The sequence below is a fragment of the Chroococcidiopsis thermalis PCC 7203 genome (assembly GCF_000317125.1).
Taxonomy (GTDB): Bacteria; Cyanobacteriota; Cyanobacteriia; order Cyanobacteriales; family Chroococcidiopsidaceae; genus Chroococcidiopsis; species Chroococcidiopsis thermalis.
The window spans coordinates 5,559,548-5,584,943 of sequence record NC_019695.1 but is presented as its reverse complement, the minus strand read 5'-3'; the positions used below and the strand labels follow the sequence as shown (position 1 = coordinate 5,584,943).

At 45.0% G+C, this 25,396-nt stretch carries 24 protein-coding genes, 1 tRNA gene and 3 rRNA genes; 15 read left to right on the top strand and 13 right to left on the bottom strand.

Translation table 11 applies throughout. The features are described 5' to 3' along the window. Positions 1-144 precede the first annotated feature (144 nt). Positions 145-897 carry an FRG domain-containing protein gene (locus CHRO_RS24330; protein ID WP_015156883.1) on the top strand — a complete coding sequence of 251 codons (753 nt, stop codon included), beginning with the start codon at positions 145-147 and terminating at the stop codon, positions 895-897. A gap of 17 nt (positions 898-914) precedes the next feature. Here the strand turns inward: CHRO_RS24330 and CHRO_RS24325 are convergent, their stop codons facing one another. Next, positions 915-1,451, bottom strand: a complete 537-nt coding sequence (locus CHRO_RS24325) for a tetratricopeptide repeat protein (RefSeq protein ID WP_199197376.1) — start codon at positions 1,449-1,451, stop codon at positions 915-917. Between the two features lie 214 nt (positions 1,452-1,665). Between CHRO_RS24325 and CHRO_RS30035 the strand changes: the two genes are divergently transcribed. Beyond that, positions 1,666-2,160 (top strand): hypothetical protein, encoded by a 495-nt coding sequence (locus CHRO_RS30035; RefSeq protein ID WP_015156881.1) that lies wholly within the window; start codon positions 1,666-1,668, stop codon positions 2,158-2,160. A gap of 89 nt (positions 2,161-2,249) precedes the next feature. Here CHRO_RS30035 and argB read toward each other — a convergent pair whose 3' ends face one another. Beyond that, positions 2,250-3,143, bottom strand: a complete 894-nt coding sequence (argB, locus tag CHRO_RS24315; RefSeq protein ID WP_015156880.1) for an acetylglutamate kinase — start codon at positions 3,141-3,143, stop codon at positions 2,250-2,252. Between the two features lie 86 nt (positions 3,144-3,229). On the opposite strand from argB, the gene CHRO_RS32855 reads away from it, so the two are divergent. From CHRO_RS32855 to CHRO_RS24275, 9 genes are all read left to right on the top strand, one after another. Beyond that, positions 3,230-3,424: a hypothetical protein gene (locus CHRO_RS32855; RefSeq protein ID WP_127023651.1), complete on the top strand. Its 195-nt coding sequence runs from the start codon at positions 3,230-3,232 to the stop codon at positions 3,422-3,424. A 611-nt stretch (positions 3,425-4,035) separates the two neighbouring features. After that, entirely contained in the window at positions 4,036-4,479 is a 444-nt protein-coding gene (locus CHRO_RS24310; RefSeq protein WP_015156879.1) for an Hsp20/alpha crystallin family protein, read from the top strand. 302 nt (positions 4,480-4,781) lie between these two features. Then, positions 4,782-5,177 (top strand): nuclear transport factor 2 family protein, encoded by a 396-nt coding sequence (locus CHRO_RS24305; RefSeq protein ID WP_015156878.1) that lies wholly within the window; start codon positions 4,782-4,784, stop codon positions 5,175-5,177. 59 nt (positions 5,178-5,236) lie between these two features. Beyond that, positions 5,237-5,911: a hypothetical protein gene (locus CHRO_RS24300; protein ID WP_015156877.1), complete on the top strand. Its 675-nt coding sequence runs from the start codon at positions 5,237-5,239 to the stop codon at positions 5,909-5,911. A 134-nt stretch (positions 5,912-6,045) separates the two neighbouring features. Next, positions 6,046-6,504, top strand: coding sequence for a DoxX family protein (locus CHRO_RS24295; protein ID WP_015156876.1), 459 nt, complete (start codon positions 6,046-6,048; stop codon positions 6,502-6,504). A gap of 126 nt (positions 6,505-6,630) precedes the next feature. Beyond that, positions 6,631-7,452: a tetratricopeptide repeat protein gene (locus CHRO_RS24290; protein ID WP_015156875.1), complete on the top strand. Its 822-nt coding sequence runs from the start codon at positions 6,631-6,633 to the stop codon at positions 7,450-7,452. Between the two features lie 212 nt (positions 7,453-7,664). Further along, positions 7,665-8,042 carry a DUF952 domain-containing protein gene (locus CHRO_RS24285; RefSeq protein WP_015156874.1) on the top strand — a complete coding sequence of 126 codons (378 nt, stop codon included), beginning with the start codon at positions 7,665-7,667 and terminating at the stop codon, positions 8,040-8,042. A gap of 70 nt (positions 8,043-8,112) precedes the next feature. Then, positions 8,113-9,078 (top strand): queuosine 5'-phosphate N-glycosylase/hydrolase, encoded by a 966-nt coding sequence (locus CHRO_RS24280; RefSeq protein WP_015156873.1) that lies wholly within the window; start codon positions 8,113-8,115, stop codon positions 9,076-9,078. Between the two features lie 504 nt (positions 9,079-9,582). Further along, positions 9,583-9,846, top strand: a complete 264-nt coding sequence (locus CHRO_RS24275; protein ID WP_015156872.1) for a hypothetical protein — start codon at positions 9,583-9,585, stop codon at positions 9,844-9,846. A gap of 27 nt (positions 9,847-9,873) precedes the next feature. On the opposite strand, the gene CHRO_RS30885 is transcribed toward CHRO_RS24275, so the two are convergent. After that, positions 9,874-10,035 carry a molybdenum-pterin-binding domain-containing protein gene (locus CHRO_RS30885; RefSeq protein WP_071925454.1) on the bottom strand — a complete coding sequence of 54 codons (162 nt, stop codon included), beginning with the start codon at positions 10,033-10,035 and terminating at the stop codon, positions 9,874-9,876. Between the two features lie 498 nt (positions 10,036-10,533). On the opposite strand from CHRO_RS30885, the gene CHRO_RS24270 reads away from it, so the two are divergent. Then, the gene (locus CHRO_RS24270) at positions 10,534-10,878 is read left to right on the top strand and encodes a hypothetical protein (RefSeq protein ID WP_015156871.1); all 345 of its coding nucleotides are present in this window, start codon (positions 10,534-10,536) and stop codon (positions 10,876-10,878) included. 18 nt (positions 10,879-10,896) lie between these two features. On the opposite strand, the gene CHRO_RS24265 is transcribed toward CHRO_RS24270, so the two are convergent. The 3 genes from CHRO_RS24265 to CHRO_RS24255 form a co-directional block, all read right to left on the bottom strand. After that, positions 10,897-11,625 carry a pyridoxine 5'-phosphate synthase gene (locus tag CHRO_RS24265; protein ID WP_015156870.1) on the bottom strand — a complete coding sequence of 243 codons (729 nt, stop codon included), beginning with the start codon at positions 11,623-11,625 and terminating at the stop codon, positions 10,897-10,899. Between the two features lie 104 nt (positions 11,626-11,729). Further along, positions 11,730-12,266 (bottom strand): GNAT family N-acetyltransferase, encoded by a 537-nt coding sequence (locus tag CHRO_RS24260; RefSeq protein ID WP_015156869.1) that lies wholly within the window; start codon positions 12,264-12,266, stop codon positions 11,730-11,732. Between the two features lie 109 nt (positions 12,267-12,375). Further along, positions 12,376-13,857, bottom strand: a complete 1,482-nt coding sequence (locus CHRO_RS24255) for an aminotransferase-like domain-containing protein (protein WP_015156868.1) — start codon at positions 13,855-13,857, stop codon at positions 12,376-12,378. Between the two features lie 275 nt (positions 13,858-14,132). On the opposite strand from CHRO_RS24255, the gene CHRO_RS24250 reads away from it, so the two are divergent. Further along, entirely contained in the window at positions 14,133-14,387 is a 255-nt protein-coding gene (locus CHRO_RS24250) for a hypothetical protein (RefSeq protein WP_015156867.1), read from the top strand. Between the two features lie 247 nt (positions 14,388-14,634). On the opposite strand, the gene CHRO_RS24245 is transcribed toward CHRO_RS24250, so the two are convergent. Genes CHRO_RS24245 through CHRO_RS24235 form a run of 3 tightly spaced genes read right to left on the bottom strand, consistent with a single transcriptional unit; the run spans position 14,635 to position 17,565 of the window. Then, positions 14,635-16,275, bottom strand: coding sequence for a CocE/NonD family hydrolase (locus tag CHRO_RS24245; protein WP_015156865.1), 1,641 nt, complete (start codon positions 16,273-16,275; stop codon positions 14,635-14,637). After that, positions 16,269-16,724 (bottom strand): cupin domain-containing protein, encoded by a 456-nt coding sequence (locus CHRO_RS24240; protein WP_015156864.1) that lies wholly within the window; start codon positions 16,722-16,724, stop codon positions 16,269-16,271. Before CHRO_RS24240 ends, CHRO_RS24245 begins: the two co-directional genes overlap by 7 nt. Before the next feature lie 55 nt (positions 16,725-16,779). After that, positions 16,780-17,565 (bottom strand): cysteine hydrolase family protein, encoded by a 786-nt coding sequence (locus CHRO_RS24235; RefSeq protein ID WP_015156863.1) that lies wholly within the window; start codon positions 17,563-17,565, stop codon positions 16,780-16,782. Between the two features lie 196 nt (positions 17,566-17,761). On the opposite strand from CHRO_RS24235, the gene CHRO_RS24230 reads away from it, so the two are divergent. Beyond that, entirely contained in the window at positions 17,762-19,159 is a 1,398-nt protein-coding gene (locus tag CHRO_RS24230) for an amidohydrolase (RefSeq protein ID WP_015156862.1), read from the top strand. Positions 19,160-19,420: 261 nt separating this feature from the next. Next, positions 19,421-20,125: a rhomboid family intramembrane serine protease gene (locus CHRO_RS24225; RefSeq protein ID WP_015156861.1), complete on the top strand. Its 705-nt coding sequence runs from the start codon at positions 19,421-19,423 to the stop codon at positions 20,123-20,125. A 69-nt stretch (positions 20,126-20,194) separates the two neighbouring features. On the opposite strand, the gene rrf is transcribed toward CHRO_RS24225, so the two are convergent. The 4 genes from rrf to CHRO_RS24205 all read right to left on the bottom strand — a co-directional run bounded on the left by rrf (position 20,195) and on the right by CHRO_RS24205 (position 25,235). Further along, positions 20,195-20,312 (bottom strand): 5S ribosomal RNA (rrf, locus tag CHRO_RS24220). Positions 20,313-20,386: 74 nt separating this feature from the next. Continuing rightward, positions 20,387-23,267, bottom strand: a 23S ribosomal RNA gene (locus tag CHRO_RS24215). A gap of 222 nt (positions 23,268-23,489) precedes the next feature. Further along, a tRNA-Ile gene (locus CHRO_RS24210) sits at positions 23,490-23,563 on the bottom strand. Positions 23,564-23,743: 180 nt separating this feature from the next. Then, a 16S ribosomal RNA gene (locus tag CHRO_RS24205) occupies positions 23,744-25,235 on the bottom strand. Together the 16S, 23S and 5S rRNA genes with 1 tRNA gene alongside form the textbook arrangement of a ribosomal RNA operon. Positions 25,236-25,396: the final 161 nt, after the last annotated feature.

The following is a 25,396-nucleotide window of genomic DNA, read 5'->3' as shown; positions in this document are numbered from 1 at the left end:
TACTCTGGCGTGAAGGGCGCAACTTAATAAAGTTATCGCTCTTATTTACTATTGATATCATCATTGCTTGTCGCGTGATGACATAGTATTTTTACTCGATCCATAAGACACTCATCAGAAGTTAGAAGTCGTAGGGAAGGATCTATGCAAGAAATCACCATCCATACTGTCTCCGAATATGTAGAGCGTCTTTCGGATATTAACCGTGGAAGACGCGCTGTTTACCGTGGTCAGCGACGCGATCGGAGCCTATTACCTAAAATTGCTCGCCTCACAACTTACTTACCTATTCTTCAAGCAGAACGGGAAATGCTCGAAGTTTTTAAGCTCAGAAGTCTTCCTCTGCTTGAGCAGCACCCCGATAATGATTGGGACTGGCTGACAATCATGCAGCACCACGGGCTAGCAACGAGATTGCTAGATTGGAGTCTTAACCCCCTAGCGGCTCTTTGGTTTTGCGTCTGTAAACCACCTGCTGAGAACGAGTCCGGCGTAGTGTGGCTATTTTATCCTGATGCTAATGATTATGCTGTACCCTCAAAGCAAGCAGATCCAACCAGCATCAGTAGAGTTTATTTGTTAAGAGGCAAATTGGTTGCGTCTCGCATTCAGGCACAGTTTGGTTGGTTTACCGTTCATTATTTCAATTTAGAACAAGAGAAGTTTGTTGCTTTAGAAAATGATTCATCCTATGCGTCTCGTCTAGTAAAAATAATCATTCCCTCTAATGCGTTTGCCCACATTCGCTTTCAATTGGATCGTTTGGAGGTTAATTCAGCAACGCTATTTCCCGATCTTGATGGACTGTGCGCCAATATTGAATGGGCTTTTTCGGGCTTGGCAGACGAAGAACTTCAAGACATTCCGAAAAAGAGCTTTCCTACCCCAAATAATTAGCATTTTAACCCAGCATTCTATAGTCCCCACCAAATCAATGCACCAAGGGTTAGAGCGATCGCGAATAGAGCAACGACGATAAAGCGATTGTCTTTCGTGTTGATTTTGCTCAGGTCTTCGATTTCGCGGGGTGGTTCTGACTGTGGCGATCGCTTGCGATTATCGCTCTTGATGCTCAGTTTTATTTGCGACTCATTATCTGATATTGCCCCCAGATCGGGGATTTGAGTCATCCATTCGGCGGGGCGTTGCAATTGCGGTGCTTGCAGAATATACAGCAACCGCCGTCCTTGCTTGTTAATTTCATAGTGAGGATGACGTTTGAGCTGTTCGCATAGCGCGATCGCTTCTTGTCTTTGTCCAGCAGCTTCGTAAGCGTTGACTAGCCATAGCTGCACTTCACCACCCTGGCGACTGTTACGGTTAGCTAAGGCGCTAGCCTTTTCTAAGTGTTGTACGGCTTGGCGGTATTGTCCTCGCTCAAAAGTTGCTAACCCTGCTTTGTACTCAGTCTTGACAATTTCTTGGGATTGGGAACTCACGTTTGATTGCATGAATCTCTCTTTCTCGATTGTGTCACTCATGGGCAGCTTAACGACATCTGACTTAAGTAACAATTTTACGCAACATCAACCGCCATAATTATCTAAAATTTTAGATAGTGGGCTGAAATATCGGGAACATAGAGACAACAACGCAGCATCAGAGTGTTTAGACTGCCGATCGCGCTTGGGTATTAAGCGTTACTCAAAATTTTAGGTTCTGGATATGAGAAAGATCACCGAGGTTCCACACATACCACGCAAACAGATTTTACATATATATACAAGCTGGGTTAGATGGGGTAGAGTGGCTTGCTTAACTGCTGCGCTCTTACCATTGGGAATACTATTAGTCAATGCAACACCCGCATCTGCACAATCTACAATTATTATCAATGGTGGTGGGAACTATCCTGATGGCAACTATTATCGCAGGAACCAGCCACAGTCTGCCCCCTACATCTACGGTAGTCCTATTCCCTCACCTATTCCAGTTAATCCAGCAACGGGGATGACTCCTAAACCCGCCGATCGCTACTTCGATCGCTACCCCGATTCCGCTCCTAGCAGAGACCAAAATATCACGATTATCAATGTCGATCGCTCGTATGACCGATATCCGCACGATCGCTATCCAAATGAAGTGGGGTATCCAAGAATACGTACTATAGAAGTTATACCTGCTCCCCCAATCCCAAATGGACTCGATCCTTACAGATAGGCTATTGGCGATCTCGCTGTGTGAAAACTTAAAGATCTCCCCTCACCCCCCTTGCATAAGGGGGGAAGAAGAGAAAGTTACATGTGGGGCTAGTAAGTATACTCAGAAGCAACGATCATCGAACCGATCCCTACGTCGGTGAAGACTTCTAGTAAAAGGGCGTGAGGAATGCGACCGTCGATAATGTGAGCAGCACGCACTCCTTGGGCGAGCGATCGCACGCAGCATTTAACTTTGGGAATCATCCCGCCGCCGACAACACCAGCAGCGATTAAATCTCGCGCCTCTTGAATATCCAATCTAGGTAGTAGTGTTGAAGGATCTTTGTAGTCCTTGAGAATTCCGGCTGTATCTGTCAGTAAAATCAATTTTTCTGCTCCCAGGGCTGCGGCGAGTTCTCCTGCTACAGTATCGGCATTAATGTTGTATGCCTGTCCGTTTTCGTCTGCTGCTACGCTGGATACGACCGGGATATAACCTTCTTTGAGTAGGGAATTCAACAGCCGCACGTCCATACTCGTTACTTCTCCGACAAAGCCAATCCCCTCGCGACCTTCAGGACGGGCTTTGATTAAATTAGCATCTTTACCGCATAGCCCAATTGCAGAACCACCAGCACGGTTGATCAGAGAAACTAATTCCTTGTTCACCCTGCCAACTAACACCATTTCTACCACGTCCATTGTCGGCGCATCCGTTACCCGCAGTCCGTGCTTGAATTGCGGTTCAATGCCGAGTTTATCTAACCAACTATTAATTTCTGGACCCCCGCCGTGAACTACGACAAGGCGCACTCCCACAGAAGTTAAAAACACGATATCGCGAATCACTTTATCTTTCAGGGAGCTTTCTTTCATCGCTGCGCCGCCATACTTGACGACGACGATTCGTCCGGCAAATTTTTGGATGTAGGGTAGTGCTTCGCTGAGAATTCTTACCCGCGTGGCTTCAGGTTCTCTAATGTACTCGCTCTCGTTGCTCATGAATTGCTTCCAGAACGCAAATAAATACTCGATAAGAGTGCAGTTTAAAAGAGTTTGCGTTTTGCCACAATCTCAGAAATAACAGTTTGAACAGCCTAGTGTGTGGTAGTTGGTTATTATTGCATGAGCCGTGGAGCCACGCTGCACGCACAAACGCGAGTAGAATCGATCTCGATCGCGCCGTATTGTACCGAGCGCATGGTTGCGGTTTTTATCTCGTCCTACCCGTACTGGGAACTGAGATGAAAGTTGGCGAGCATCGTTTCACCCTCACTTGCTGATAAATGATAAATGATAACTGATAACTGAAATTAGTAAAGATTAGTTGCAGGAAATGTGTTTTTCCAGTTGTTAGTAGTATCTTACAAATAGAAGCTTTCCATAGCTTCTGTGGCAGATAAACAGCCAAAAGTCCGATAGATCAACTGAGTTAAGAGGTAAAAGAAGCTGTTTTACTATCTGTCCGACCGACCGACAGCAACACCCAACTCGAACGCTGATATTTCCTCCTAGTTGAAAACAGAGGGCAATGTAACCGACAATCTAACCTTTCTCGGAACAGGAATTGCGATCGGTGCAACCCCAGATAGGATTACAAACATGAGGAAATCGCTAAGCAAGTAGATGCTTGGGTGTTGTTGTTTTGAAATCCAAAAATAATTGAAAAACAGAAACTGGGATAGTCGAAGCGTCGAACTAGGTTAGGTTTCCCGCACTCCTAATATTGCAGATATCCGTACAAACTTTTACCTAACTTTCAACTGATATTTTCAGTTCGGTAATCATCATTTCAGCATTCATAAAAACCGAATTTCCTCGAACTTTCTACACCAGTAAGATAAGAAGCAAGAACACGGAAAACAAACTTAAAGCAATCAATTAAGGTGTAGTTATGGTATTTGTTCGCTGGAATCCTTGGCAAGAAATGAATACTCTGCAACGTCATATCGATCGCTTATTTGAAGATTCATTTGCATCTAATTCTGTCGTGAATGGTAACATTGCTAAAATGCCAGCCGCAGAAATTTCTGAAACTGAAGATGCCGTCTACCTCAAACTGGAAGTACCTGGGATGGAAGCTAAAGACTTAGACGTGCAAGTTACAGAAGCTGCTGTTTACGTTAGTGGCGATCGCAAGTCTGAAACTAAGCAGGAAGAAAACGGCAAGACTCGCAGCGAATTTTACTACGGTAAGTTTCAGCGTGTCCTTCCTTTGCCAGCACGGATTCAAAACACCAACGTTACCGCAGAATATAAAGATGGAATTTTGAATCTGACTCTCCCTAAGACTACGGCAGAAAAAAATAAAGTGGTCAAAGTTAATTTAGAGGGATAAGCAATAAGGGAGTAAGAAAATTTCTTCTTACTCCCTTATTGTACTTTTTTCTGTCTATAAAATCACAGAATTAACTTGCCTAGCTTCACGCAGTAGCTAGGTTTTTTTGCGCTCGAGAGTTACGCAATTGAAGCATCGAGATCTCGATTCCCCCTAATCATCCCCAAAAAGGGAAGAATTTGTCGTTTTGACTTTTGACTTTTGACTTTTGACTTTTGACTTCCTGATGTCTCTACAGATAGAGGTAGCTACCTTGACAAAAATTAATAATTTTAGAACGGAAGTTATAGGAGTTCAGCGAAATGACGAGTGAAATTGCCGATCGCTTTATGCAGACGCTACAGCAAATCGAAGCTAGTGGCGATGTAGAACCATTAGTTGAAATGTTTGCCGAGGATGCAGAAGCGACTAACATAGCAATGGTAGAACCACTCAAGGGAAAGGATGGCGTGCGGCGATTTTGGCAAAAGTATCTCTCAGTGTTCGATCGCATCCACTCTGATTTCACCCATGTCACCGCAGATAGCAACACTGCGGTTATGGAGTGGCGATCGCAAGGGACTTTATCCAATGGTGAAGACGTACATTATCGAGGTGTCAGCATTATTGAAATTGACAATGGATTAGTACAAGCCTTCCGCACCTACTACGATTCAGCCGTATTTCTGCCTACAGGTGCAAAGCAAGCACAGAGATAATTGAAAAGCGATTAAGGCGATTAAAATGAAACAGCATCGATCTGCAAATAATCTAACTCATGCCATCTGAGATTCAGCTGTTACCTAGCATTCATGCCAAATCCGTGCGCGAGAATGGCAAGCAATATTACTTAAGTACAAATGGCGATCGCCTTCCTAGCGTCTCTACCATCCTCAACGCTACAAAACCTCAAGCAGATCGAGATAGACTATTCAACTGGAAACAGCGTGTTGGTGTAGAAACTGCAAATCAAATCTCCTCCACCGCCAGCCGTCGCGGTACGCAAACGCACAAATACATTCAGCGTTACTTGCAGGGTGAAGATATATCTTGTTCTGAAGCCAGCCGTCCTTACTGGGAGAGTATCGCACCAGTCTTGGAAGAAATTGATGTCGTCAGATTAATTGAAGGGGCAGTTTTTCACTCAGATTTGAAATATGCTGGAATTGTAGACTGCGTTGCCAGTTATCGAGGTGTACCTTGTGTCTGTGAATGGAAAACAGCAGATCGACCAAAAAGAACCCTCGAACGGCTATTTGATTATCCTTTGCAATTAGTAGCTTATTTAGGTGCAGTCAATCACTATTATCGCGACTATGGAATTCAGTTGAATCGCGCCTTAATTGCGATCGCAATTCCTCAAGCGCCAGCAGAAATCTTTTGGTTTGAACCAGAAGCAATCGCATCTTATTGGCAACAATGGCAACAGCGTGTTACTTCCTATTGGCAATAAGGGTGTGAGGTGTGGGGTGTAAGGTGTAGGAAGACTTAGAAATTACGTCTTTAGATAGAAGCGTTTCCACTCATATCATCATTAGAACTGGCAGAAGAGAACCGCTCGTCACAATTTTGACTTTTGACTTTTCTATGAACTCAAGTACCAGTCAGCCCAATCGACGCAAAGAAATTTTTCGAGGCATTCTGGCTGTAGCAATTATTATTGTAGGAATGACTCATTTTCTCAAACCATTAGAATACGCTAAGATTGTTCCGCCTCAACTGCCCAATCCCGTCGAACTAGTTTATATCAGCGGTTTTTTTGAAATTTTGGGTGGCATTGGTTTGTTAATTCCCTTTATTAGCGTTGCTGCGGCTTGGGGGCTGATTATTTTATTTATTGCTGTCTTTCCCGCCAACATTTATTTAGCAACTCACAGCGATATTGTCATTGAAGGCATTCCACATAGCCCGATTATGTATTGGGTGAGGCTGCCGTTACAAGCAGTTTTAATTGCTTGGGCATGGTGGTATACTCGTAAACCAGAAGCGCAACCAGGGGCGAAAAGTTTTGTCTCTGGTACAGAAAAGTTAGTTAGTCGCGATTAAATTGGTAATGGATAGTTGTTGGTTAACGGTTAACGGTTGACAGTTAACTACTCTCTGACAACTTTGTACAGACGTTACATATAACGTCTGTACACTGATAACTGATAACTGATAACTGACAACCGTATGGGACGATCGATTGAAGCAAATCAAAATAATTTTGCCACTGAGGTTATCGAGCGATCGCAACAACAACTCGTTTTAGTCGATTTTTTTGCTCAATGGTGCGGTCCTTGTCAGGTTCTCAAACCAATTCTCGAAAAACTTGTAGAAGAATATAACTTTACCCTGGCTAAAGTCGATATCGACAAAAACCCGGAACTAGCGCAGGCGTATCGCGTGGAAGGGGTTCCCGATGTCAAAATTTTTAGCCAAGGACAAATGCAGCCAGGATTTGTCGGCGTGCTACCAGAGGCACAAATTCGGGAATTACTAGCTCAATACGGCTTAAAATCTACTTTAGATACCGAAATAGAAGCAATCCAACTCGATCGCGCTGCTGGTAATATTGAAACAGCTAAGCAACGCTTCCGCGAACTGATCGAACTCTATCCTCAAAATCCCAAATTAGCGATCGCTGCCGCAGAGTTTTTAATTGGAATTGGTAGTTTGGAATCGGCAGAAAAATTGCTGGCAGCAGTCCCTTCTGGTAGTCGAGAATACGATGCTAAAGTACGAACGCTGCGAGAGTTGATGCAATGGCAGCATCAAGCAGCACAGTTGGGACCAGAAACAGATTTAGACCAACAATATTTGCAAGCAGCTCAATTGACTCTTAAGGGGGATTACGAATCAGCACTATCTATTTTATTAGCAATGGTAGAGCGCGATCGCAAGTATCAAAATGATGCCGCTCGCAAAGCGATGATAACGATTTTTGGCTTACTAGGAGACGACCATCCCTTAACTAAGAGCTATCGCAAGCAACTAACTCTTGTTTTGTACTAAAAATTAGTTATCAGTTATCAGTTTATCAATAATCAGTGACTTCTTTTCACACACCGCGCCCCGCTCAGTTTAAACAAATCTCATCTTCTATTAAAAATCGCCATAAAACATTACTAAAAAATAAAAAAATGCCAAATATGACTCAACGTAACACTATCATAAATAGTAGGGATTAATATTGCCGATAGTAAATTTAAAGTCAGCTCAGGTTCATGTCAGTTCAGGCAGATACGACTGCTCCACAACTTATCTTGCACATCACGCAGCGATCGCAATGGGAACAAGCACGTAGAGAAGGAATCTATCGAGGTGACACGCTCGATACTGAAGGGTTTATTCACTGCTCTACGCCAGCACAAATTGTGAAAGTAGCCAATAAGTTTTTCTTTCAGCATCAAGAATTAATCGTGCTTTGGATCGATTCTCGGCGCGTGCTAGTTGAGATTAAATATGAAGAATCGGAACCCGAGGAGCAATATCCTCATATTTACGGTTCGCTCAACATAGATGCTGTAATTAAGGTAATCGAGTTTGCACGAGGCGCAAATGGCAAATTTGAATTTCCGCCACAACTTGTGGGATTTACTTGAGGAATGCCGTCCGTGCATCTTGTAATTAATTGGTGTAAGATGCCGATGCTATGAAGTTAGGGGAGTGGAGATGAGTTTAGGTATACTAGATCGAGTCCGTGCAGCCGCGCAAGAAGTTGCTGTTAGGGCAAATTACGTCCGCATTGACGAGTCAAGTATTCCAGCCTATGTTGCTTCTTTGCCCATAGAACAGGCTAGTTCGCCCAAACTCGATCCCCGCTATCATTATCTTGGCGATCCGCGAGAAATAGTCGCTTATATTCTCACGCTCAATGCGATCAACTTTGGTTCTGGCTACTTTCCCCACCTACAAAAACGTCCTCGTCTTTCGGGATACTTTACCATTGCCACCTGTTTGAAAGAGCGGTTTGAAACTCGTGGAGCTTTTAGAGCGCGAGAACTTTGTCGCCTAACGCCGGAAGATTGTGCGAATATTTTCGAGCAAAATCTCACTAAACCACCAATTCGAGAGTTGATGGGGTTATTTGCCTCAGCCTGGAATGAATTAGGACGACATCTACTCGATCGCTATGAAGGAGATTTTGTCGGATTAGTCAATGCGGCTGACTCATCAGCCGAGCGTTTAGTAGAATTGTTGGCAAAAATGCCTCATTTTCAAGATATACAAACATATAACAATGTAGAAGTTCCATTTTACAAACGCGCTCAACTAACTGCTGCCGATTTATCAATTGCACTAGGAAATCAAAGTTTTGGTTTTTTCAACGACTTACCACGATTGACAATTTTTGCTGACAATCTCATTCCTCATGTTTTGCGTGTCGATAATGTTTTACAATACGAGCAAAGTTTGGCTGCAAAAATCGATGCCGAAGAATTAATTGGTGCGGGAACTGAGGAAGAAATTGAGATCCGTGCCTGTACTATTCACGCTGCGGAGTTGATAGTCGCACAGTTGCGCCGCTTAGAGCATAAAGTTTCTGCCTTGAAATTAGACTATTTCCTTTGGAATCGCGGACAGCAACCTGAATACAAATCACGTCCGCGCCACCGAACCCGTACGATATTTTATTAACTCCGTACGATATTTTATTAACTATTGATAGCAATCTCGATCGCGATCGCTAGAGGGTGGGCTGTGATTTGCAAGTTGCTAGCGATCGCCCCTAAGACTGGCTATTTTTCTACTGTCCCTTGCCTCTCGCCTCTTAGCAAAAACGAACAACCGAGCGCAAGATTTAATCTAAAATTCATAAACATGGTCAATTAATCGCTGTTATTTAAAGAACTTGTAAACAATGTTCGTTACTGCTCGAAATCGGGAACACTTATAGCGTATCTTAATGTATCTTGTTCTTAGTAGTGGTTTAACCTATAGTTCAAATTTATCTAAAAGAATAAAACTATGTCGCTAGACAGCTAGCAGAATAATTCTTCTGAACATGGCTAGTGATGTGAGGGACTGATGATGGGGTGTGTGTCTCTAACTAGATCGAGAATTGCCGTCTTTGGAATTCGCCTGTAGGTTAATAGTTATAAGTTCTTGAGTATAAACTCGGAATTGGAGCGCAGCAGCAACATGACACCAATTCAAATAGCCGCGTTAGAGCAGTTTTTGGCTAACAATGGTTTTCTATATGACGATTACGATGAAGAAACTGGTGCGGTTATCTATAGTGTCAGCAGGGGTGACTGGACGATGCAAATAGCCTATGGCGATGAATGTTACTACTGTTTGTATAACGATGTCACCGAGGATGCTGATTGTGCGGAAATTACTCAGCTAGCGGAATTAATGGTGAAGTATGACAGGCTAGCCAAAACTCATTGGCACGCCGCTTAGGGAGTGAAATAGGCGCGTCGCCGTAAATCACTCGGTTTGACTGTCCTCAGAATATGTAGGTAGCTTGCGGATCATTGCCCGCAGCAAGTCAGTTTTTGTTCTCTGAGTTTGATGACAATATGTTTCGAGCGCTTGCATTTCTAGCTCCGAAACTTTGAAGGTGATCCACTGCTTTGAATCCTTAGCCACTTGTCTACAGTTGAAGTAACATTAAAACCCACAACGAGCTTCTGTATAGACTAGCACGATATCTTGTGCGTTTAACAAATAGCGGTATCGCAAGAGACTGATTCTGTGCCGCAATTGTGAAAAATTAGATGGTAATTGGTACTAATATCAACCAACCTGCCTCGAACGAGAGCCAGGGCTTACGCTGGGCAATCTATGCTTTGGCAGCATACTTAGCATTTGTTGGTCAATTTTATTCGCAATCTAGATCTGATTAGCCTGGCTCCTCGCTCCTGGTGCGCCTGTAAGAATTTAAACGAAGTATTATTTAACACAGTGAAAAAAAGCTTTGGTAACGATTAGAATTCGCTCTAAAGCTGTATGTAAATCTCTGTGGCTAGATAGATTAACTTGTCTGTCAGCGAACAAACAATAGTATTAGGTTTATGGTTTAGTAGTTTTAGCAAAGAGTATTAACAAGTTGAACGGACAAAATCTGGTCAAGTTATGGGGTGCGCTATGCCAGAAGATATAGACTTAACAAAAATTAAGGCAATTGGAGAAGTCATTCAGAAGAATTTAGCGATCGTACAGCAAGCGTTGGGAATTGAGGCAATAAATGATAGTGATTTGAGTGAATTAGAAATTGAATCAGAAGTATTTGCCAAGGAAACTGTTAGTAACTTCCCCAGCAGGAGAATAACTGTATTAGAACTGGCGGAAGAAAAATGCCACTTGTTAGCTATGAAAGAGGCAAATCGAGCTAGATTTTTGGAAAATCAAGCTATTTTTGCAGAAAGCGTGACCAAGTTTAATAGCTCGAAAGATAGATTTGTTCAACGACAAAAAGTCAGACATCGGTAAAACCGATGTCTGACTTTTTCAAATTTTTGACTCTGGCAGCACTTTCAGATATTCTTTTACTGCTGTTGATAGTCCCATGTCCAATGCATCTGCTATCAGAGCATGACCGATTGAGACTTCAAGTATATTGGGAATTGAGCAGAATTTTGCCAAGTTTTGTAGGTTCAAATCGTGTCCGGCATTGACACCTAAACCGATCGCCTGAGCTTGTCTAGCGGCAGCAGCATATTGTTGAAAAACTGATTCTACATTACCATGACGAAAAGCTGTAGCATAAGGTTCTGTATATAATTCAATGCGATCGCTACCAATCTTTTTAGCAATTTGAATTTGATTTGGATCGGTATCCATAAACAAACTGACGCGAATTCCTAAAGATTTTAATTCGTTGATAATTGGTATCAGCTTTTCCCTATCTCGCACCAAATCCCAACCGCAATCTGAAGTGAATGTATTTGGTGCATCTGGAACCAGAGTGCATTGAGTTGGGTTTACTTGACGAACTATCTCCATAAATGGAGGTTGAAAAGGATTCCCTTCAATGTTGAACTCAACTGATAACATCTCTGCTAACTCATAAACATCTGAAGGTTTGATATGTCGTTCGTCGGGACGAGGATGAACGGTAATTCCACTTGCGCCTGCATCAATGCAAATTTGTGCTGCGTTTACAACACTTGGTATGCCAAGATTTCGAGTATTTCTCAACAAAGCAACCTTATTCAAATTAACGCTGAGATTTGTCATCTAATTCTACTCGCGATCGCTTCAATAAACTTATAGCAAAATAATGTTACGCGGAGGCGCAAAGACGCGAAGAAAAGCACAAAGAAGATTCTGAAAAAAAATTATTACTTTAGCTTCAATTGATAAAAGGTTGTATCGCCTGCCATTGTAGGGAAAGTTACGGGTAATTGCTTTCTACTAATTGCTGTAAAACCATTTTTCTCATAGAAACGATGAGCAGCTTGAAAAACATCAACTGTTCCTAAATAAATATCGCAGATATTTTTATTTCGCGCCCAATTTAGCAACGTATGCAATAAATTTTGACCAACCCCGATGTGCTTGCCGCGATAGTTAGGATCGACAAACATTTTTCTTAAAGCTAATTGACGATCGCCCATATCAATAGCTGCGATCGTACCAATAACTTTTTCTCGGTATAAGGCAATCCAAAAGTTACCGTTACCTTGTTGGTAGAAGTTTGGAATGTCTAGTAAGTCGCGTTGATCTTTAAGAGTAATTGGCAAGCCAAACTCTTGTTGTTGAATGTTTAAAATGAGCTTGATAATTGCTGCTTGATACTGAGACTGGTAAGTAATAATTTGAATATTCTGAATATTTGATAATTCGTCTGAGAAATTAGGTGAAGTAGATTCTAACATTGAGCTAATAATCTCATTCTAATTCTACAACAGCTTGATAGTACGTTTTATTTGTCTTGCTAACGATTTTTAGTAAGGTGGGGATTGCCCATTCTACATTTGATTTTGACTAAACGTACTTCTGCAAGATTTCTCCTAGAATGGCGATGCCTTGCTCGATTTGTTCTGGTAAAAGGGTGAAATTCAACCGCAAAGCAGGATAGCTTTGCTGTCCGCCTGGGAAAAATGGCGTTCCTTCGGCAACGAATACACCTCTAGCTAACGCTTTTTGACAAATTTCTGCTAGTGGTAAGTGGGCAGGCATTTGCACCCACAAGAAGGTTCCACCTTTGGGAATCGTCCAATAAGTAGCAGGAGGATAGTGACGCTGCATGGCATTTAGCATGGCATTGCGACTTTGCAGATGGACGGCTTGCAAATGTGCTAAATGGTGGCGATAATGTCCAGATGCTAAATACTCGCTGACAATAGCTTGGGAAACTGTAGATACGTGGATATCGTAGTGCAATTTACGCTCTACCAAAGGCTGATAATCTTCTCCAGTGACAACGAGATAGCCGACGCGGATACCTGGCATGATGGTTTTAGAAAACGTACCAGCGTAGATGACGCGATCGCTTGTATCTAATGCTTTAATTGGCACTGGCACGGGTTCAAAATTCAGTCCTTCATAAGCATTATCTTCTAGTACGACACAATCATATTTTTCGGCTAATGCCAACAATTGACGGCGATGATCTAAGGAAGTGGTAAGACCTGTAGGATTGTGTAAAGTGCTAACGGTAAATATCAGCTTGGGACGGTAAGTATAAAGATTTTTTTCCAACAACTCCAAATTTATACCTTCGGGTGTCATTGGTATACCAATGACCCTTGCACCCATGTTGTACAGCAGGGATAGCATACCGTACCAGGTGGGGCTTTCAACCAACACCCAATCACCAGGTTTGACATAGTGATGTACGGCTAACAATATTCCTTGTTTGGAACCGTTAGTAATAATTAAATTGTCTGCCGTAACATTTAAACCGTGCTGCTGTACCAATAGCCGCGCAATTTGTTGCCGTAGTACGAACTGTCCTTGAGGTAAGTCGTAGTTAAATAAACTACCCGATATTTGCTTCACAGCGCGTCGGGCAACACGCGGTAAATCGTCCAATCCAGAAGCTAAAGAAAAACCGCTACTAAGATCGATCGTCCCTGGTTGCTGACGGGCTTGCACCGATTTCATGTAGAGATTGAAAGACGAACCGCCCTGGAATTCTTCAATTCGTGGTGGTAGGGGGGGTTGTTCTAGAACAATCGTGTCTTGGGGTGGCGCAAATTGGTGCTTTGACTCGACGCGATCGATTTTTGCCGGACAGACAAAGTAGCCAGATCCTTGACGGGCTTCTACCAGTCCTTCTGCTGCCAAGACATTGTAAGCCTCGATGACGGTAAGCTTATTTACCCGCGTACTAGCAGACAAGGTGCGAATGGAAGGAAGTTTATCCCCCGATCGCAATGCACCAGTTTCAATCAAATGACGGATGCGATCGCAGATCTGGAGATAAACAGCCGTAGATGAGTGTCTTTCAATAGGAATTCTCACAATGCAATCCTTTTTAAAGATGAGAATTCAGCCTGTTTGAATATGATAAATGATTCATCTGAATCTGTGATGGTACACTTTGACTTTATTTACCTAGAACAGTTTTAGATCGAGTCAACTGTTCTATTAAAAATATCTGAATCCGTACCTTATCAGATTTAACGGGTGTGGATAAAACTATATGTAAGCAAGTCGAAAGGCAAAAGTCAAAAGGCAAAAATATAGAAAATTGCCCGTGAATTTTGCTGCAAATAAATACGATCGCCAGGTTTATTATGATGAAAACTTCAGTTTTACCTACGCAAAAAACAAAAATATCTTTATTGCTTATTGAGAGTTTCAAGGCAATTATTGAAAAATTAATTCAGGCTTTAACTCGCAGTCATGAATTACAAGTTTGGCGCAAAAAAGACCGTAATGGTAACGCTTACTGGCAAGCATTCGATCCAAAAACCCGTAAATCTACTAGTCTCAGTTCCGAGGCAGAAATGCGAATTTGGATCGAGCAACGCTACTACCACTCTGACTAAACGAAACATGGAACTCATCATTACTTACTCAATTGTCCACATCTGTTTAGTAGCAGCATCATGGCTATCAACCAATGCAAAAAATCGCCCCATCTCTCCCCCAACCCGCTACCTTGGGAGTACGGATATTGAACCAGAAGTAACAATAGAAATGCAAAAAACACGACTTTGGTTTTAACAACCTTGCATCACAACCAAAATACCTTTTGCGCCCTTACTTTGCGTCTTTGCGTCTTTGCGTGACATTTCAACCAAGATCCACAACTGGCAACAACAACCTAGAAGCGCGATCGCCACCACACTCAACCCTCAAAGTCACAACTTGAGCATCCATCAACCGCGTGCTACCCAAAGGCGAACCCGTACCAGGATTCATCGGATAAGCCGGAAAACAAGCCGCACTCAAACTCAACCGCAAAGCATTCCCCTTTCTAATACACACACATGTCGCTTGCAGAGACATTTTTAAAGGTCGATCTTGCCCTGACGGAACGTGAATGTAACCCTGAGTCAGGTTATAGACACTCCCATTCGGGTGTACCTCAGAAACCACCGCACACAAGTCATGACTGGGTGTATCGGCACTGCACCAAATCTCTGCCATCACTTCCCCCGCCAAATGCAAATCTGTCACTAAGGGTGCAGTAGTATAAGTCAAAACGTCGGTACGACAGTCAATTTGCGATCGCTCAAACGATCCTGCGGGTACGACTGCATGACCTCCCAACGCTGGCACGGGTCGCCAAGGGTCGTGAACGAAGACATCTGAAGCATAGGATTCGGGACAAGATTCGCTTAGCATCCCTGAGTCTTCCCGAATACTTGCCAATCCAGTGCTTGACAAAAAATACGATTTCTGGTTTGATTTGCTTATTATGGGTAAAGTGTGCCACATATTAGCTCCCATCTCAAACCAACGAATTGGTGACTCTGCTTCTAAGCCTGTATCCAAACCCTTTAAAAACAGATCGAACCAACGAACTTGCATCTCATCTACGGGACTGACAGCTTCCAGCCCGTAATCAACTGCACCGACTTTGCGCGACCAAGGTAAATGCGCCCAAGGTCCCACGAGCAATTGCTGACGATATTGACTCCGTTCTGCCATATCTTTGTACAAACGCAGCGTCCCGCGCAGGTAAGTATCAAACCAGCCGCCAATATGAAACATCGGTAGATCGACATGTTGCAAGTAGCACTGAGGCGAAATTTCCTGCCAGTAGTCATCATCTTGAGAATGTTCCAACCACTCGTGATAAAAGGCATTAGGCGCGAATTTACGCAGGCACTCGTTTAAGCTAGGAACGCGATCGTAGACAGATATATCTTGAGCCGCAGCGTAGAGAGTGTAATGTGCCGCAACATCACCCTGTATCCTGGCGGATTCGGCAGCGAGTTGAATTGCCCAGCCCAAATTCGTTTGCAAGCAAAAAGCCCCACCCTCGTATACCCAGTCGCTGTAAAGGTTATAGGCAACCATCGCCGGGCAAATTGTTTTTAAAGCAGGAGGCTTGGCAGCAGCAGCATACAACTGCGTCATTCCCTGATAAGAAAAGCCATACATCCCAACTTTGCCATTACTACCAGGTAAATTTGCTGCCCAATTTACCGTATCTTCACCATCTTCAATTTCATGGACAAATAACTTAAATTCTCCCTCTGATGTGCCTCGCCCTCGCACGTCTTGGATTACGACAATATATCCACGGGCAGCATACCAAGTTGGATGGGCATAGACTACAGTAGACGCGATCGCTCTACCATAGGGTTGACGCATTAATAATACGGGAAATTCACCTTCAGCATCAGGATAGTAGACATCTGCATCCAACCGCACGCGATCGCGCGTCAGCATCGAAACAGTTTTTTTCGGGCGCACTGCTAACATAAAACTGGTGCAGGTAAGCGACGCAACACGGAAATATCCTCCTCATCCAGCTCTACAGGCGTACCGCTACGGATTAGTTCGGCAAAGTCTTCGTTTGGAACCATGATACACAGGGCATACAACCGAGTCGAACCAGTATTTTCTATGATATGAGTTCCCGTAGCAGGGACTAAAATGCTATCTCCGGCTTGGATAGAAACCGTTTTCCCATCACACATTGCTCGTCCTTCGCCTTTGAGGATAAAAAACATTTCTACTGCCCGTCGGTGTCGATTAGGAGGAGTCTTGCCATCCACATCAAAAATTTCTACACACATCGTCAGTGACTTGTTAGCAGTTGCCGTGTCAAAGACAAGCGCCAATCTGTTGGTATCTTGAGGGCTAATCCGAAAGGCTTGGTAGTCTTGGGGAGACTTAATAACGGGAATTACACAACGATTTGTATTCATACGTGGTAATTAGTAGTTGGTAATAGGCAAGAGGCGAGACGTAACTGATAACTGGTCACTGGTCACTAGTCACTGTATCTTTAATTGCTTCCACGATAGCTTGGGAATCGGTGACAAAACCAAAGCATTGCTTAACGTTGTATAAAGTTGCCAGCCAGCAATATTCTGGGGATGTGGTAGCGGTACAGTCTTCGACTAACACGCAGTCGTAGCCTAAAAAATTAGCATCTTGTAATGTTGCCATGACGCATTGATCGACATTTACGCCTGCAAAAAATAGCGTCGTTCTGCCCAAATTACGCAAAATACTATCTAAGGGAGTATCCCAAAAACCACTCATGCGGTACTTATCGACGCGGATATCTTGGGGAAGTTGTTCTAACTCATCTACTACCGCCGCCGCCCAACTTCCAGCCGTTAGTACCTTAGCACCGTTGGTAGGGAGAGGGTCGCCTAACCCGACTCCCGTACCTGTGGGGTTGTAAACGTGGCGCGAACCAGCACTAATATTAACTAAATCGGCACGATTGCCCCAGTTGATCCAGAGGACAGGGACATCAATTTGCCGCAAAACTGGCAGTAAAGATTTTAGCGGTGAAATCGGGCTGCGGGCGGGAGTCACATCTACGCCAATATGTGCCAGCCAGCCATCGGGATGACAGAAATCATTTTGCATATCTATAACTAGAATGGCAGACTTTGCCAAGTCGAGGCGTAGAGTTTTGGTTTGAGTTAGTAGGGTAATAATTTTTGTGTCTAGAGGCGGACGAGTGATATCTGCGATCGCTTCATTGACTGCCCAGGCGTTGGGTGGTATTCCTAGAGTTGTTAGGTGGTTCATATTAGAGGGGAGTTGGGAGTCGGGAGTCGGCGTGCATAAATGTTTGTCCAGATGCGGTTCGATCGATGCATCGCACGCCTCTATATGCAAGATTATTATTCAGTGACTTTGTACTCTGAGTAGAAATCTTTTTTACAGAATTGGTGTCACACTAAATAACAAGATTTTATATTTGTTGATATTTAAGGATAAGTTTGTGAGTTATACGATTCAACAAGCCTTAATTCCGGTTGAAGACGGTTACACAACAGTAGACGTGCAGATAGAAAACGATCGCATTGCTGCTATTGCTCCCCAATTACCTATAAACGGCACGGCGATCGATGGTAAAAATAAGTTACTCCTACCTGGTTTTTTTAACGCTCACACGCATTCTTCTGAAATGTGGCAACGGGGGATGATTCCTCCCGTACCTTTAGAGTTGTGGCTTGCCGAACTGTACGATTTTGCCCCCCTCGATCCCGAACAAGTCTATCTCAGTGCTTTGGGTACGGCAGTGGAAACCCTACTTTCAGGAGGGACTAGCGTTGTCGATCACTTAGTTTTGATCCCAGGAAAGGAAATTGAAACTGTAGCAGCGGCAGTGAGGGCTTATCGTGAAATTGGCATTCGGGCTTTCGTTGCGCCCCTAATTCAAGATGAAGCTTTGACTGCGGGAATACCAACTGGAGGGAAGGAAGTAGAAAAAGAAGCTTTCTTTCGTTCTACAAATGAGATATTGGCAATGATGAAGGACGTTGTGACTCAATTCCACCGCCCAGAGGAAGGAATTAATCTACTCGTCGCCCCTACAGGAATTCAACTATGTTCTGATGCTTTATTTACAGGGTGTATTGAATTGAGCGATCGCTACAATCTCTGTCGTCATTCTCACTTACTCGAAACCAAAGCCCAGCAAAAATTAGCACGAGAAAAGTACGATTGCAGTGCTGTAGAACACTTAAAACAAATTGGCTATTTGAACGATCGCACTTCTTTAGCCCATTGTGTATGGTTGGATGACGACGACATTGCTATCCTTGCCAAAACGAAATCAACTGTAGTTCACAATCCCTTAAGTAACCTACGTTTAGGTAGCGGCATCGCCCCTATTTTAAAATACCGTCAAGCAGGAATAAACGTGAGTTTTGGTTGCGATGGTTCTGCGAGTAACGATTCGCAAGATTTGCTAGAAGCAATCAAAATTGGTTCAATTCTACACACTGTTACCGATCCAGATTATCGTCACTGGATTACACCCCGTCAAGCAGTAGAAATGGCATCTTGCGGCGGGGCAAAAGGACTAAATGTTTCAGATACAATAGGAACCTTAACAGTAGGAAAAAAAGCCGATCTAGTAGTTTATAATTTGACTAATTTATCGCTCCTACCTCGTACCGATCCAATTGGTTTACTAATATTAGGTCGTCCAACTCAGGTTGTTGATAGTGTCTGGGTAAATGGCAAACAAATTGTGAGTGGTGGGAAGTTAACAACTATTGATATTGACGAACTACGACAAAAACTATTTCATCGCAGCCAATGGAGTAGCCAGCGCCAATCTAAAACTGTGACAGATATTGAGGTTCGCTATCGTGCGGTGATGGGATTATAAGTTAAAAATGAGAAAGAAAAAAATTCTATTAAATCATATTCTTCGATCGACCTGCGCGATCGCTCTCATTCTCTTCAAATCGAACAAATTTACCTAACTTTTCTGTCATTTCTCCATGTCACTGTGAGCGCAGTGCGTGTTTCTCTACTTCGGCAATGTATGCTGACGATACCTTTTTCCTATTCTAGTATTTACGTCTATTCTGCCCTCTGTCTGCCCAATCGATGTCTGACAAAAGAATGAGTTTTTACCCCAACTACTATGATTCCAATTAGCAATCGCATTCCTAGCGGTAGGCAACCAGTTGTTGTCTATTTAATAATAGGTATAAATATTGTTTTATTTATCTGGGAATGGAAACTCGATGTTAAAGGAGAACTAAGCCATATCATTAATAGTTGGGGAGTGACTCCAACAAAAATATTTTATGTCACGACAGCAGCTTTTACTACCTTGAATCCTGCTGCTTGGATAGCTTGGCTTTTACTTCAGTTGTCCCTAGTTCAAGGACTATTCTTGCATAGTAGTTTCAGCCATTTAATCGGTAATTCACTATTTTTATTAGTATTTGGCAAAACTTTAGAGAACTTATTAGGACATCTCAAGTTTTTATATTTTTATTTACTGTGTGGCGTTTTAACCTTTGGATTGCAGATTTTAGTTGAGCCTACACTCAACTTACCTTTAATTGGCTCGAATGGTGCGACTGTGGGAGTTTTAGGAGCTTATCTCTACAAGTTTCCTAAAACTAAAATTGATACTATATTACCCTTACTAATTATATTTATTCCCCTGAAAATACCAGCATCCTTTTATTTGTATTGGTGGTTTATTCAACAGCTATTTTATGGTTTTGGTAATTTAAGCATTCATAGCAGTATAAATCCTTCTAATCTTAGCTATTGGATGCATGGGATTGGATTGATTATTGGTATAATTTTGATGCGCTCTCTAAAATATAAGTAGTTATAAAAATATCTCTAGATAAATAGCAAAAGCCCCTCTATTCCTAGAGAGGCTTCGATTGAAAAATCGACCTGGCGCGGAGCTATTGTCCCGTGGGGCGACCCCCAGAGTATCGTCGCCGCAGTCGCGTTTCACACCTGAGTTCGGGATGGAATCAGAGTGGGTCCACAACGCCATGCGCACCAGGAAAGCTGTCGGGTGGAGTTCACCCTGAAGACTGCATAGAAAGAGAAAATTGTCAAGTCCGCCAATGATTTGGTTGTGGTCAAGCCCTCGGTCTGTTAGTATCAGTCGGCTGCACGTGTTACCACGCTTCCACCACTGACCTATCAACCCATGTTCTGTGGGTGACCTTACTGAATTTAATTCATGAGAGTACTCATCTGGAGGTGGGCTTCCCACTTAGATGCTTTCAGCGGTTATCCGCTCCGAACTTGGCTACCCAGCGTTTACCGTTGGCACGATAACTGGTACACCAGCGGTTCGTCCTTCCCGGTCCTCTCGTACTAAGGAAGGCTCCTCGCAATACTCTAACGCCTGCACCGGATATGGACCGAACTGTCTCACGACGTTCTGAACCCAGCTCACGTACCGCTTTAATGGGCGAACAGCCCAACCCTTGGGACGTACTTCCGCCCCAGGTTGCGATGAGCCGACATCGAGGTGCCAAACCTCCCCGTCGATGTGGACTCTTGGGGGAGATCAGCCTGTTATCCCTAGAGTAACTTTTATCCGTTGAGCGACGGCGCTTCCACTCACTACCGTCGGATCACTAAGGCCGTGTTTCCACCCTGCGCGAGTTGTCACTCTTGCAGTCAAGCTCCCTTTTGCCTTTACACTCTGCGGCTGATTTCCAACCAGCCTGAGGGAACCTTTGCGCGCCTCCGTTACACTTTAGGAGGCGACCGCCCCAGTCAAACTGCCCACCTGAAACTGTTCCCCGACCGGATAACGGTCGCGGGTTAGAATTCTAGCCTCGCCAGAGTGGTATCTCACATTGCGGCTCCTCACTCCCCACAAGGAGTGAATCATTGCCTCCCACCTATTCTGCGCAAGCAAAGCCCGAACACCATTCCAGGCTACAGTAAAGCTTCATAGGGTCTTTCTGTCCAGGTGCAGGTAGTCCGTATCTTCACAGACATTCCTATTTCGCCGAGTCTCTCTCTGAGACACCATCCAGATCGTTACGCCTTTCGTGCGGGTCGGAACTTACCCGACAAGGAATTTCGCTACCTTAGGACCGTTATAGTTACGGCCGCCGTTCACCGGGGCTTCGGTCGCCAGCTTTAGGCTCAAGGCCCTGACCGACTTCCTTAACCTTCCGGCACTGGGCAGGCGTCAGCCCCCATACCTCGTCTATTGACTTTGCGGAGACCTGTGTTTTTGGTAAACAGTCGCCTGGATCTCTTCACTGCGACCTACTTGCGTAGGCACCCCTTCTTCCGAAGTTACGGGGCCATGTTGCCGAGTTCCTTAGAGAGAGTTATCTCGCGCCCCTTAGTATTCTCTACCTCCCTACCTGTGTCGGTTTTGGGTACAGGTGACGATTAGTTAACGTGTTTAGAGCTTTTCTTGGAAGCTTGACCGCTACCACTTCGGGTCCGTAGACCCTCGGTCTCTTAACCCCAGCTCGAAGCGTTTTCGCCGCTTCTCGATGCCTCGGTTAATTGCGCCAGTAACCAACATCTGGCTGGTGCGTGCCTTCTCCGTCCCTCTGCACAACTAATCTTCAGTACGGGATTGTTCGCCCGTTGTCCATCGACTACGCCGTTCGGCCTCGCCTTAGGTCCTGACTAACCCTCCACGGACGAGCCTTGTGGAGGAACCCTTAGGGTTTCGGGGTATTGGATTCTCACCAATATTTGCGCTACTCAAGCCGACATTCTCACTTCTGCTTCGTCCACACCTGCTTGCCGCTAGTGCTTCACCCTATCGCAGAACGCTCCCCTACCACTTGTATCGCTACAAGTCCGCAGCTTCGGTACAAAGTTTAGTCCCGTTCATTTTCGGCGCAGGAGCGCTTGACCAGTGAGCTATTACGCACTCTTTCAAGGATGGCTGCTTCTAGGCAAACCTCCTGGTTGTCTGTGCACTCCCACCTCCTTTGCCACTTAACTTTGATTTGGGGACCTTAGCTGGCGGTCTGGGCTGTTTCCCTCTTGACGATGAAGCTTATCCCCCACCGTCTCACTAGTAAGATTGTTGCTGGTATTCTGAGTTTGTCTCGATTTGGTACAGCTTGAGGCCGCCCGCACCGAAACAGTGCTTTACCCCCAGCAATTATCACTTACCGCTGCGCCTCAACACATTTCGGGGAGAACCAGCTAGCTCTGGGTTCGATTGGCATTTCACCCCTAACCACAGCTCATCCGCCGATTTTTCAACATCGGTCGGTGCGGACCTCCACTTGGTGTTACCCAAGCTTCATCCTGGCCATGGTTAGATCACCCAGGTTCGGGTCTATATACACTGATAATTCGCCCACTTCAGACTCGCTTTCGCTGTGGCTATTCGCCATACCAGTGACTATAACTCGCCGGCTCATTCTTCAACAGGCACGCGGTCGGACGTTGAATCATCCTTCCACTGCTTGTCAACTGACGGTTTCATGTTCTATTTCACTCCCCTTATCGGGGTTCTTTTCACCTTTCCCTCGCGGTACTGTTGCTCTATCGCTCACGCAGTAGTATTTAGCCTTACCGAGTGGTCTCGGCTGATTCACTAGGGATTTCCCGTGTCCCTAGCTACTCGGGATTCAGCTAGTAGCACTTCAACTTTCGACTACGGGACTATCACCCTCTTTGGTACGATTTGTCAATCGTTTCGTCTAGTCTAGTGCTTCCATCTCGCTGTCCCACTACCCCAGAATACTTGTACTCTGGTTTAGGCTGTTCTCCTTTCGCTCACCACTACTGGGAGAATCTCGTTTGATTTCTTTTCCTCCAGCTACTAAGATGTTTCAGTTGGCTGGGTTGGCTCATACCTGTCTATGGATTCAACAGGCTGTACAAGGGGGTTGCCCCATTCGGATATCTTCGGCTCAGTGCTTGCTGCCAGCTCCCCGAAGCTTTTCGTCGGTCGCCACGTCCTTCTTCGCCTCTGCGTGTCTAGGTATCCACCGTCAGCTGTATTTCGCTTGACCAGTTATTTCGCAAATACTTGGTTTTCTACCTGACTATTTCTCTTATCTCTATGCAGTTTTCAAGGTGCTCGCTGGAGAATTTCCAGCAGTTGTCTCCACTCGCAGACAGTGCTGAATTTTACTCAACTTGACTAGTCTATCACATCCCACTGGATTTGACTTGACCAATTGCTTGTTTCAATTTTTTTGAATCTCGAACTGGAAATTCTCAGTTCTTTGAGGTGGGCCATCCTGGACTCGAACCAGGGACCTCACCCTTATCAGGGGTGCGCTCTAACCACCTGAGCTAATAGCCCCTACTGGTGGTACCGCTCCTACCGAACCAGTTCTAGTTTGAAAGCGTTGCTGCACTCGAGCTGTTTTGTCAGTGTCGTCCGACCTCGGGATGTCCTCAGTTTCCAGCTTGGTGTTAGTGCCTTTGCCGATACAATCGGCACCGGTCACTCTCTACTGGTTACTGAAGTTGGTCTCCCTGTAAAGGAGGTGATCCAGCCACACCTTCCGGTACGGCTACCTTGTTACGACTTCACCCCAGTCATCAGCCCTGCCTTCGGCATCCTCCTCCACGAATGGTTAGAGTAATGACTTCGGGCGTGGCCAACTTCCATGGTGTGACGGGCGGTGTGTACAAGGCCCGGGAACGTATTCACCGCCGTATGGCTGACCGGCGATTACTAGCGATTCCGCCTTCACGCAGGCGAGTTGCAGCCTGCGATCTGAACTGAGCTACGGTTTGCTGGGCTTTGCTCCCCATCGCTGGTTGGCTTCCCGTTGTCCGTAGCATTGTAGTACGTGTGTCGCCCAGGACGTAAGGGGCATGCTGACTTGACGTCATCCCCACCTTCCTCCGGTTTGTCACCGGCAGTCTGTCTAGAGTGCCCAACTGAATGATGGCAACTAAACACGAGGGTTGCGCTCGTTGCGGGACTTAACCCAACATCTCACGACACGAGCTGACGACAGCCATGCACCACCTGTGTTCTGGCTCCTTTCGGCACCCCATAGTTTCCCACGGGTTCCAGACATGTCAAGCCCTGGTAAGGTTCTTCGCGTTGCATCGAATTAAACCACATACTCCACCGCTTGTGCGGGCCCCCGTCAATTCCTTTGAGTTTCACACTTGCGTGCGTACTCCCCAGGCGGGATACTTAACGCGTTGGCTCCGGCACTCCTCGGGTCGATACGAGAAACGCCTAGTATCCATCGTTTACGGCTAGGACTACTGGGGTATCTAATCCCATTCGCTCCCCTAGCTTTCGTCCCTCAGTGTCAGTTGCAACCTAGTAGAGCGCTTTCGCCACTGGTGTTCTTCCCGATCTCTACGCATTTCACCGCTACACCGGGAATTCCCTCTACCCCTATTGCTCTCTAGCTCACCAGTTTCCACCGCCTCTTCCCAGTTAAGCTGGGGGCTTTGACAGCAGACTTGATGTGCCACCTGCGGACGCTTTACGCCCAATCATTCCGGATAACGCTTGCATCCTCCGTATTACCGCGGCTGCTGGCACGGAGTTAGCCGATGCTGATTCCTCAGGTACCGTCATTGCTTCTTCCCTGAGAAAAGAGGTTTACGACCCAAGAGCCTTCCTCCCTCACGCGGTATTGCTCCGTCAGGCTTTCGCCCATTGCGGAAAATTCCCCACTGCTGCCTCCCGTAGGAGTCTGGGCCGTGTCTCAGTCCCAGTGTGGCCGGTCGTCCTCTCAAACCGGCTACCGATCGCAGCCTTGGTAGGCTCTTACCCCACCAACTAGCTAATCGGTCGCGAGCTCCTCTTTTGGCTATGAATATTTCACCCAAGGGCACATCCGGTCTTAGCTGCCGTTTCCAGCAGTTGTCCCGGTCCAAAAGGCAGATTCTCACGCGTTACTCACCCGTCCGCCACTAAGCTCCGAAAAGCTCCGTTCGACTTGCATGTGTTAAGCATACCGCCAGCGTTCATCCTGAGCCAGGATCAAACTCTCCGTTTTTTTCCTTAACTCAATTATCTTCTCTTAATTCGACACCAACCTCTTGTGCTTGTTGGCGCTTTCAAACTATACTCTTTTCTAGGTTCGGTCGCCCTCTCCAGCGCTCGCCTATTGGCTTGCCTCTCTTGTGGCGCTTTACTAATCTAGCAACCCTCTTCCAT

Coding starts and splice junctions, on each gene's coding strand:
- CHRO_RS24330 (WP_015156883.1), top strand. CDS start 145: ATGCAAGAAATCACCATCCATACTGTCTCCGAATATGTAGAGCGTCTT.
- CHRO_RS24325 (WP_199197376.1), bottom strand. CDS start 1,451: ATGCAATCAAACGTGAGTTCCCAATCCCAAGAAATTGTCAAGACTGAG.
- CHRO_RS30035 (WP_015156881.1), top strand. CDS start 1,666: ATGAGAAAGATCACCGAGGTTCCACACATACCACGCAAACAGATTTTA.
- argB (WP_015156880.1), bottom strand. CDS start 3,143: ATGAGCAACGAGAGCGAGTACATTAGAGAACCTGAAGCCACGCGGGTA.
- CHRO_RS24310 (WP_015156879.1), top strand. CDS start 4,036: ATGGTATTTGTTCGCTGGAATCCTTGGCAAGAAATGAATACTCTGCAA.
- CHRO_RS24305 (WP_015156878.1), top strand. CDS start 4,782: ATGACGAGTGAAATTGCCGATCGCTTTATGCAGACGCTACAGCAAATC.
- CHRO_RS24300 (WP_015156877.1), top strand. CDS start 5,237: ATGCCATCTGAGATTCAGCTGTTACCTAGCATTCATGCCAAATCCGTG.
- CHRO_RS24295 (WP_015156876.1), top strand. CDS start 6,046: ATGAACTCAAGTACCAGTCAGCCCAATCGACGCAAAGAAATTTTTCGA.
- CHRO_RS24290 (WP_015156875.1), top strand. CDS start 6,631: ATGGGACGATCGATTGAAGCAAATCAAAATAATTTTGCCACTGAGGTT.
- CHRO_RS24285 (WP_015156874.1), top strand. CDS start 7,665: ATGTCAGTTCAGGCAGATACGACTGCTCCACAACTTATCTTGCACATC.
- CHRO_RS24280 (WP_015156873.1), top strand. CDS start 8,113: ATGAGTTTAGGTATACTAGATCGAGTCCGTGCAGCCGCGCAAGAAGTT.
- CHRO_RS24275 (WP_015156872.1), top strand. CDS start 9,583: ATGACACCAATTCAAATAGCCGCGTTAGAGCAGTTTTTGGCTAACAAT.
- CHRO_RS24270 (WP_015156871.1), top strand. CDS start 10,534: ATGCCAGAAGATATAGACTTAACAAAAATTAAGGCAATTGGAGAAGTC.
- CHRO_RS24265 (WP_015156870.1), bottom strand. CDS start 11,625: ATGACAAATCTCAGCGTTAATTTGAATAAGGTTGCTTTGTTGAGAAAT.
- CHRO_RS24260 (WP_015156869.1), bottom strand. CDS start 12,266: ATGTTAGAATCTACTTCACCTAATTTCTCAGACGAATTATCAAATATT.
- CHRO_RS24250 (WP_015156867.1), top strand. CDS start 14,133: ATGATGAAAACTTCAGTTTTACCTACGCAAAAAACAAAAATATCTTTA.
- CHRO_RS24245 (WP_015156865.1), bottom strand. CDS start 16,275: ATGTTAGCAGTGCGCCCGAAAAAAACTGTTTCGATGCTGACGCGCGAT.
- CHRO_RS24240 (WP_015156864.1), bottom strand. CDS start 16,724: ATGAATACAAATCGTTGTGTAATTCCCGTTATTAAGTCTCCCCAAGAC.
- CHRO_RS24235 (WP_015156863.1), bottom strand. CDS start 17,565: ATGAACCACCTAACAACTCTAGGAATACCACCCAACGCCTGGGCAGTC.
- CHRO_RS24225 (WP_015156861.1), top strand. CDS start 19,421: ATGATTCCAATTAGCAATCGCATTCCTAGCGGTAGGCAACCAGTTGTT.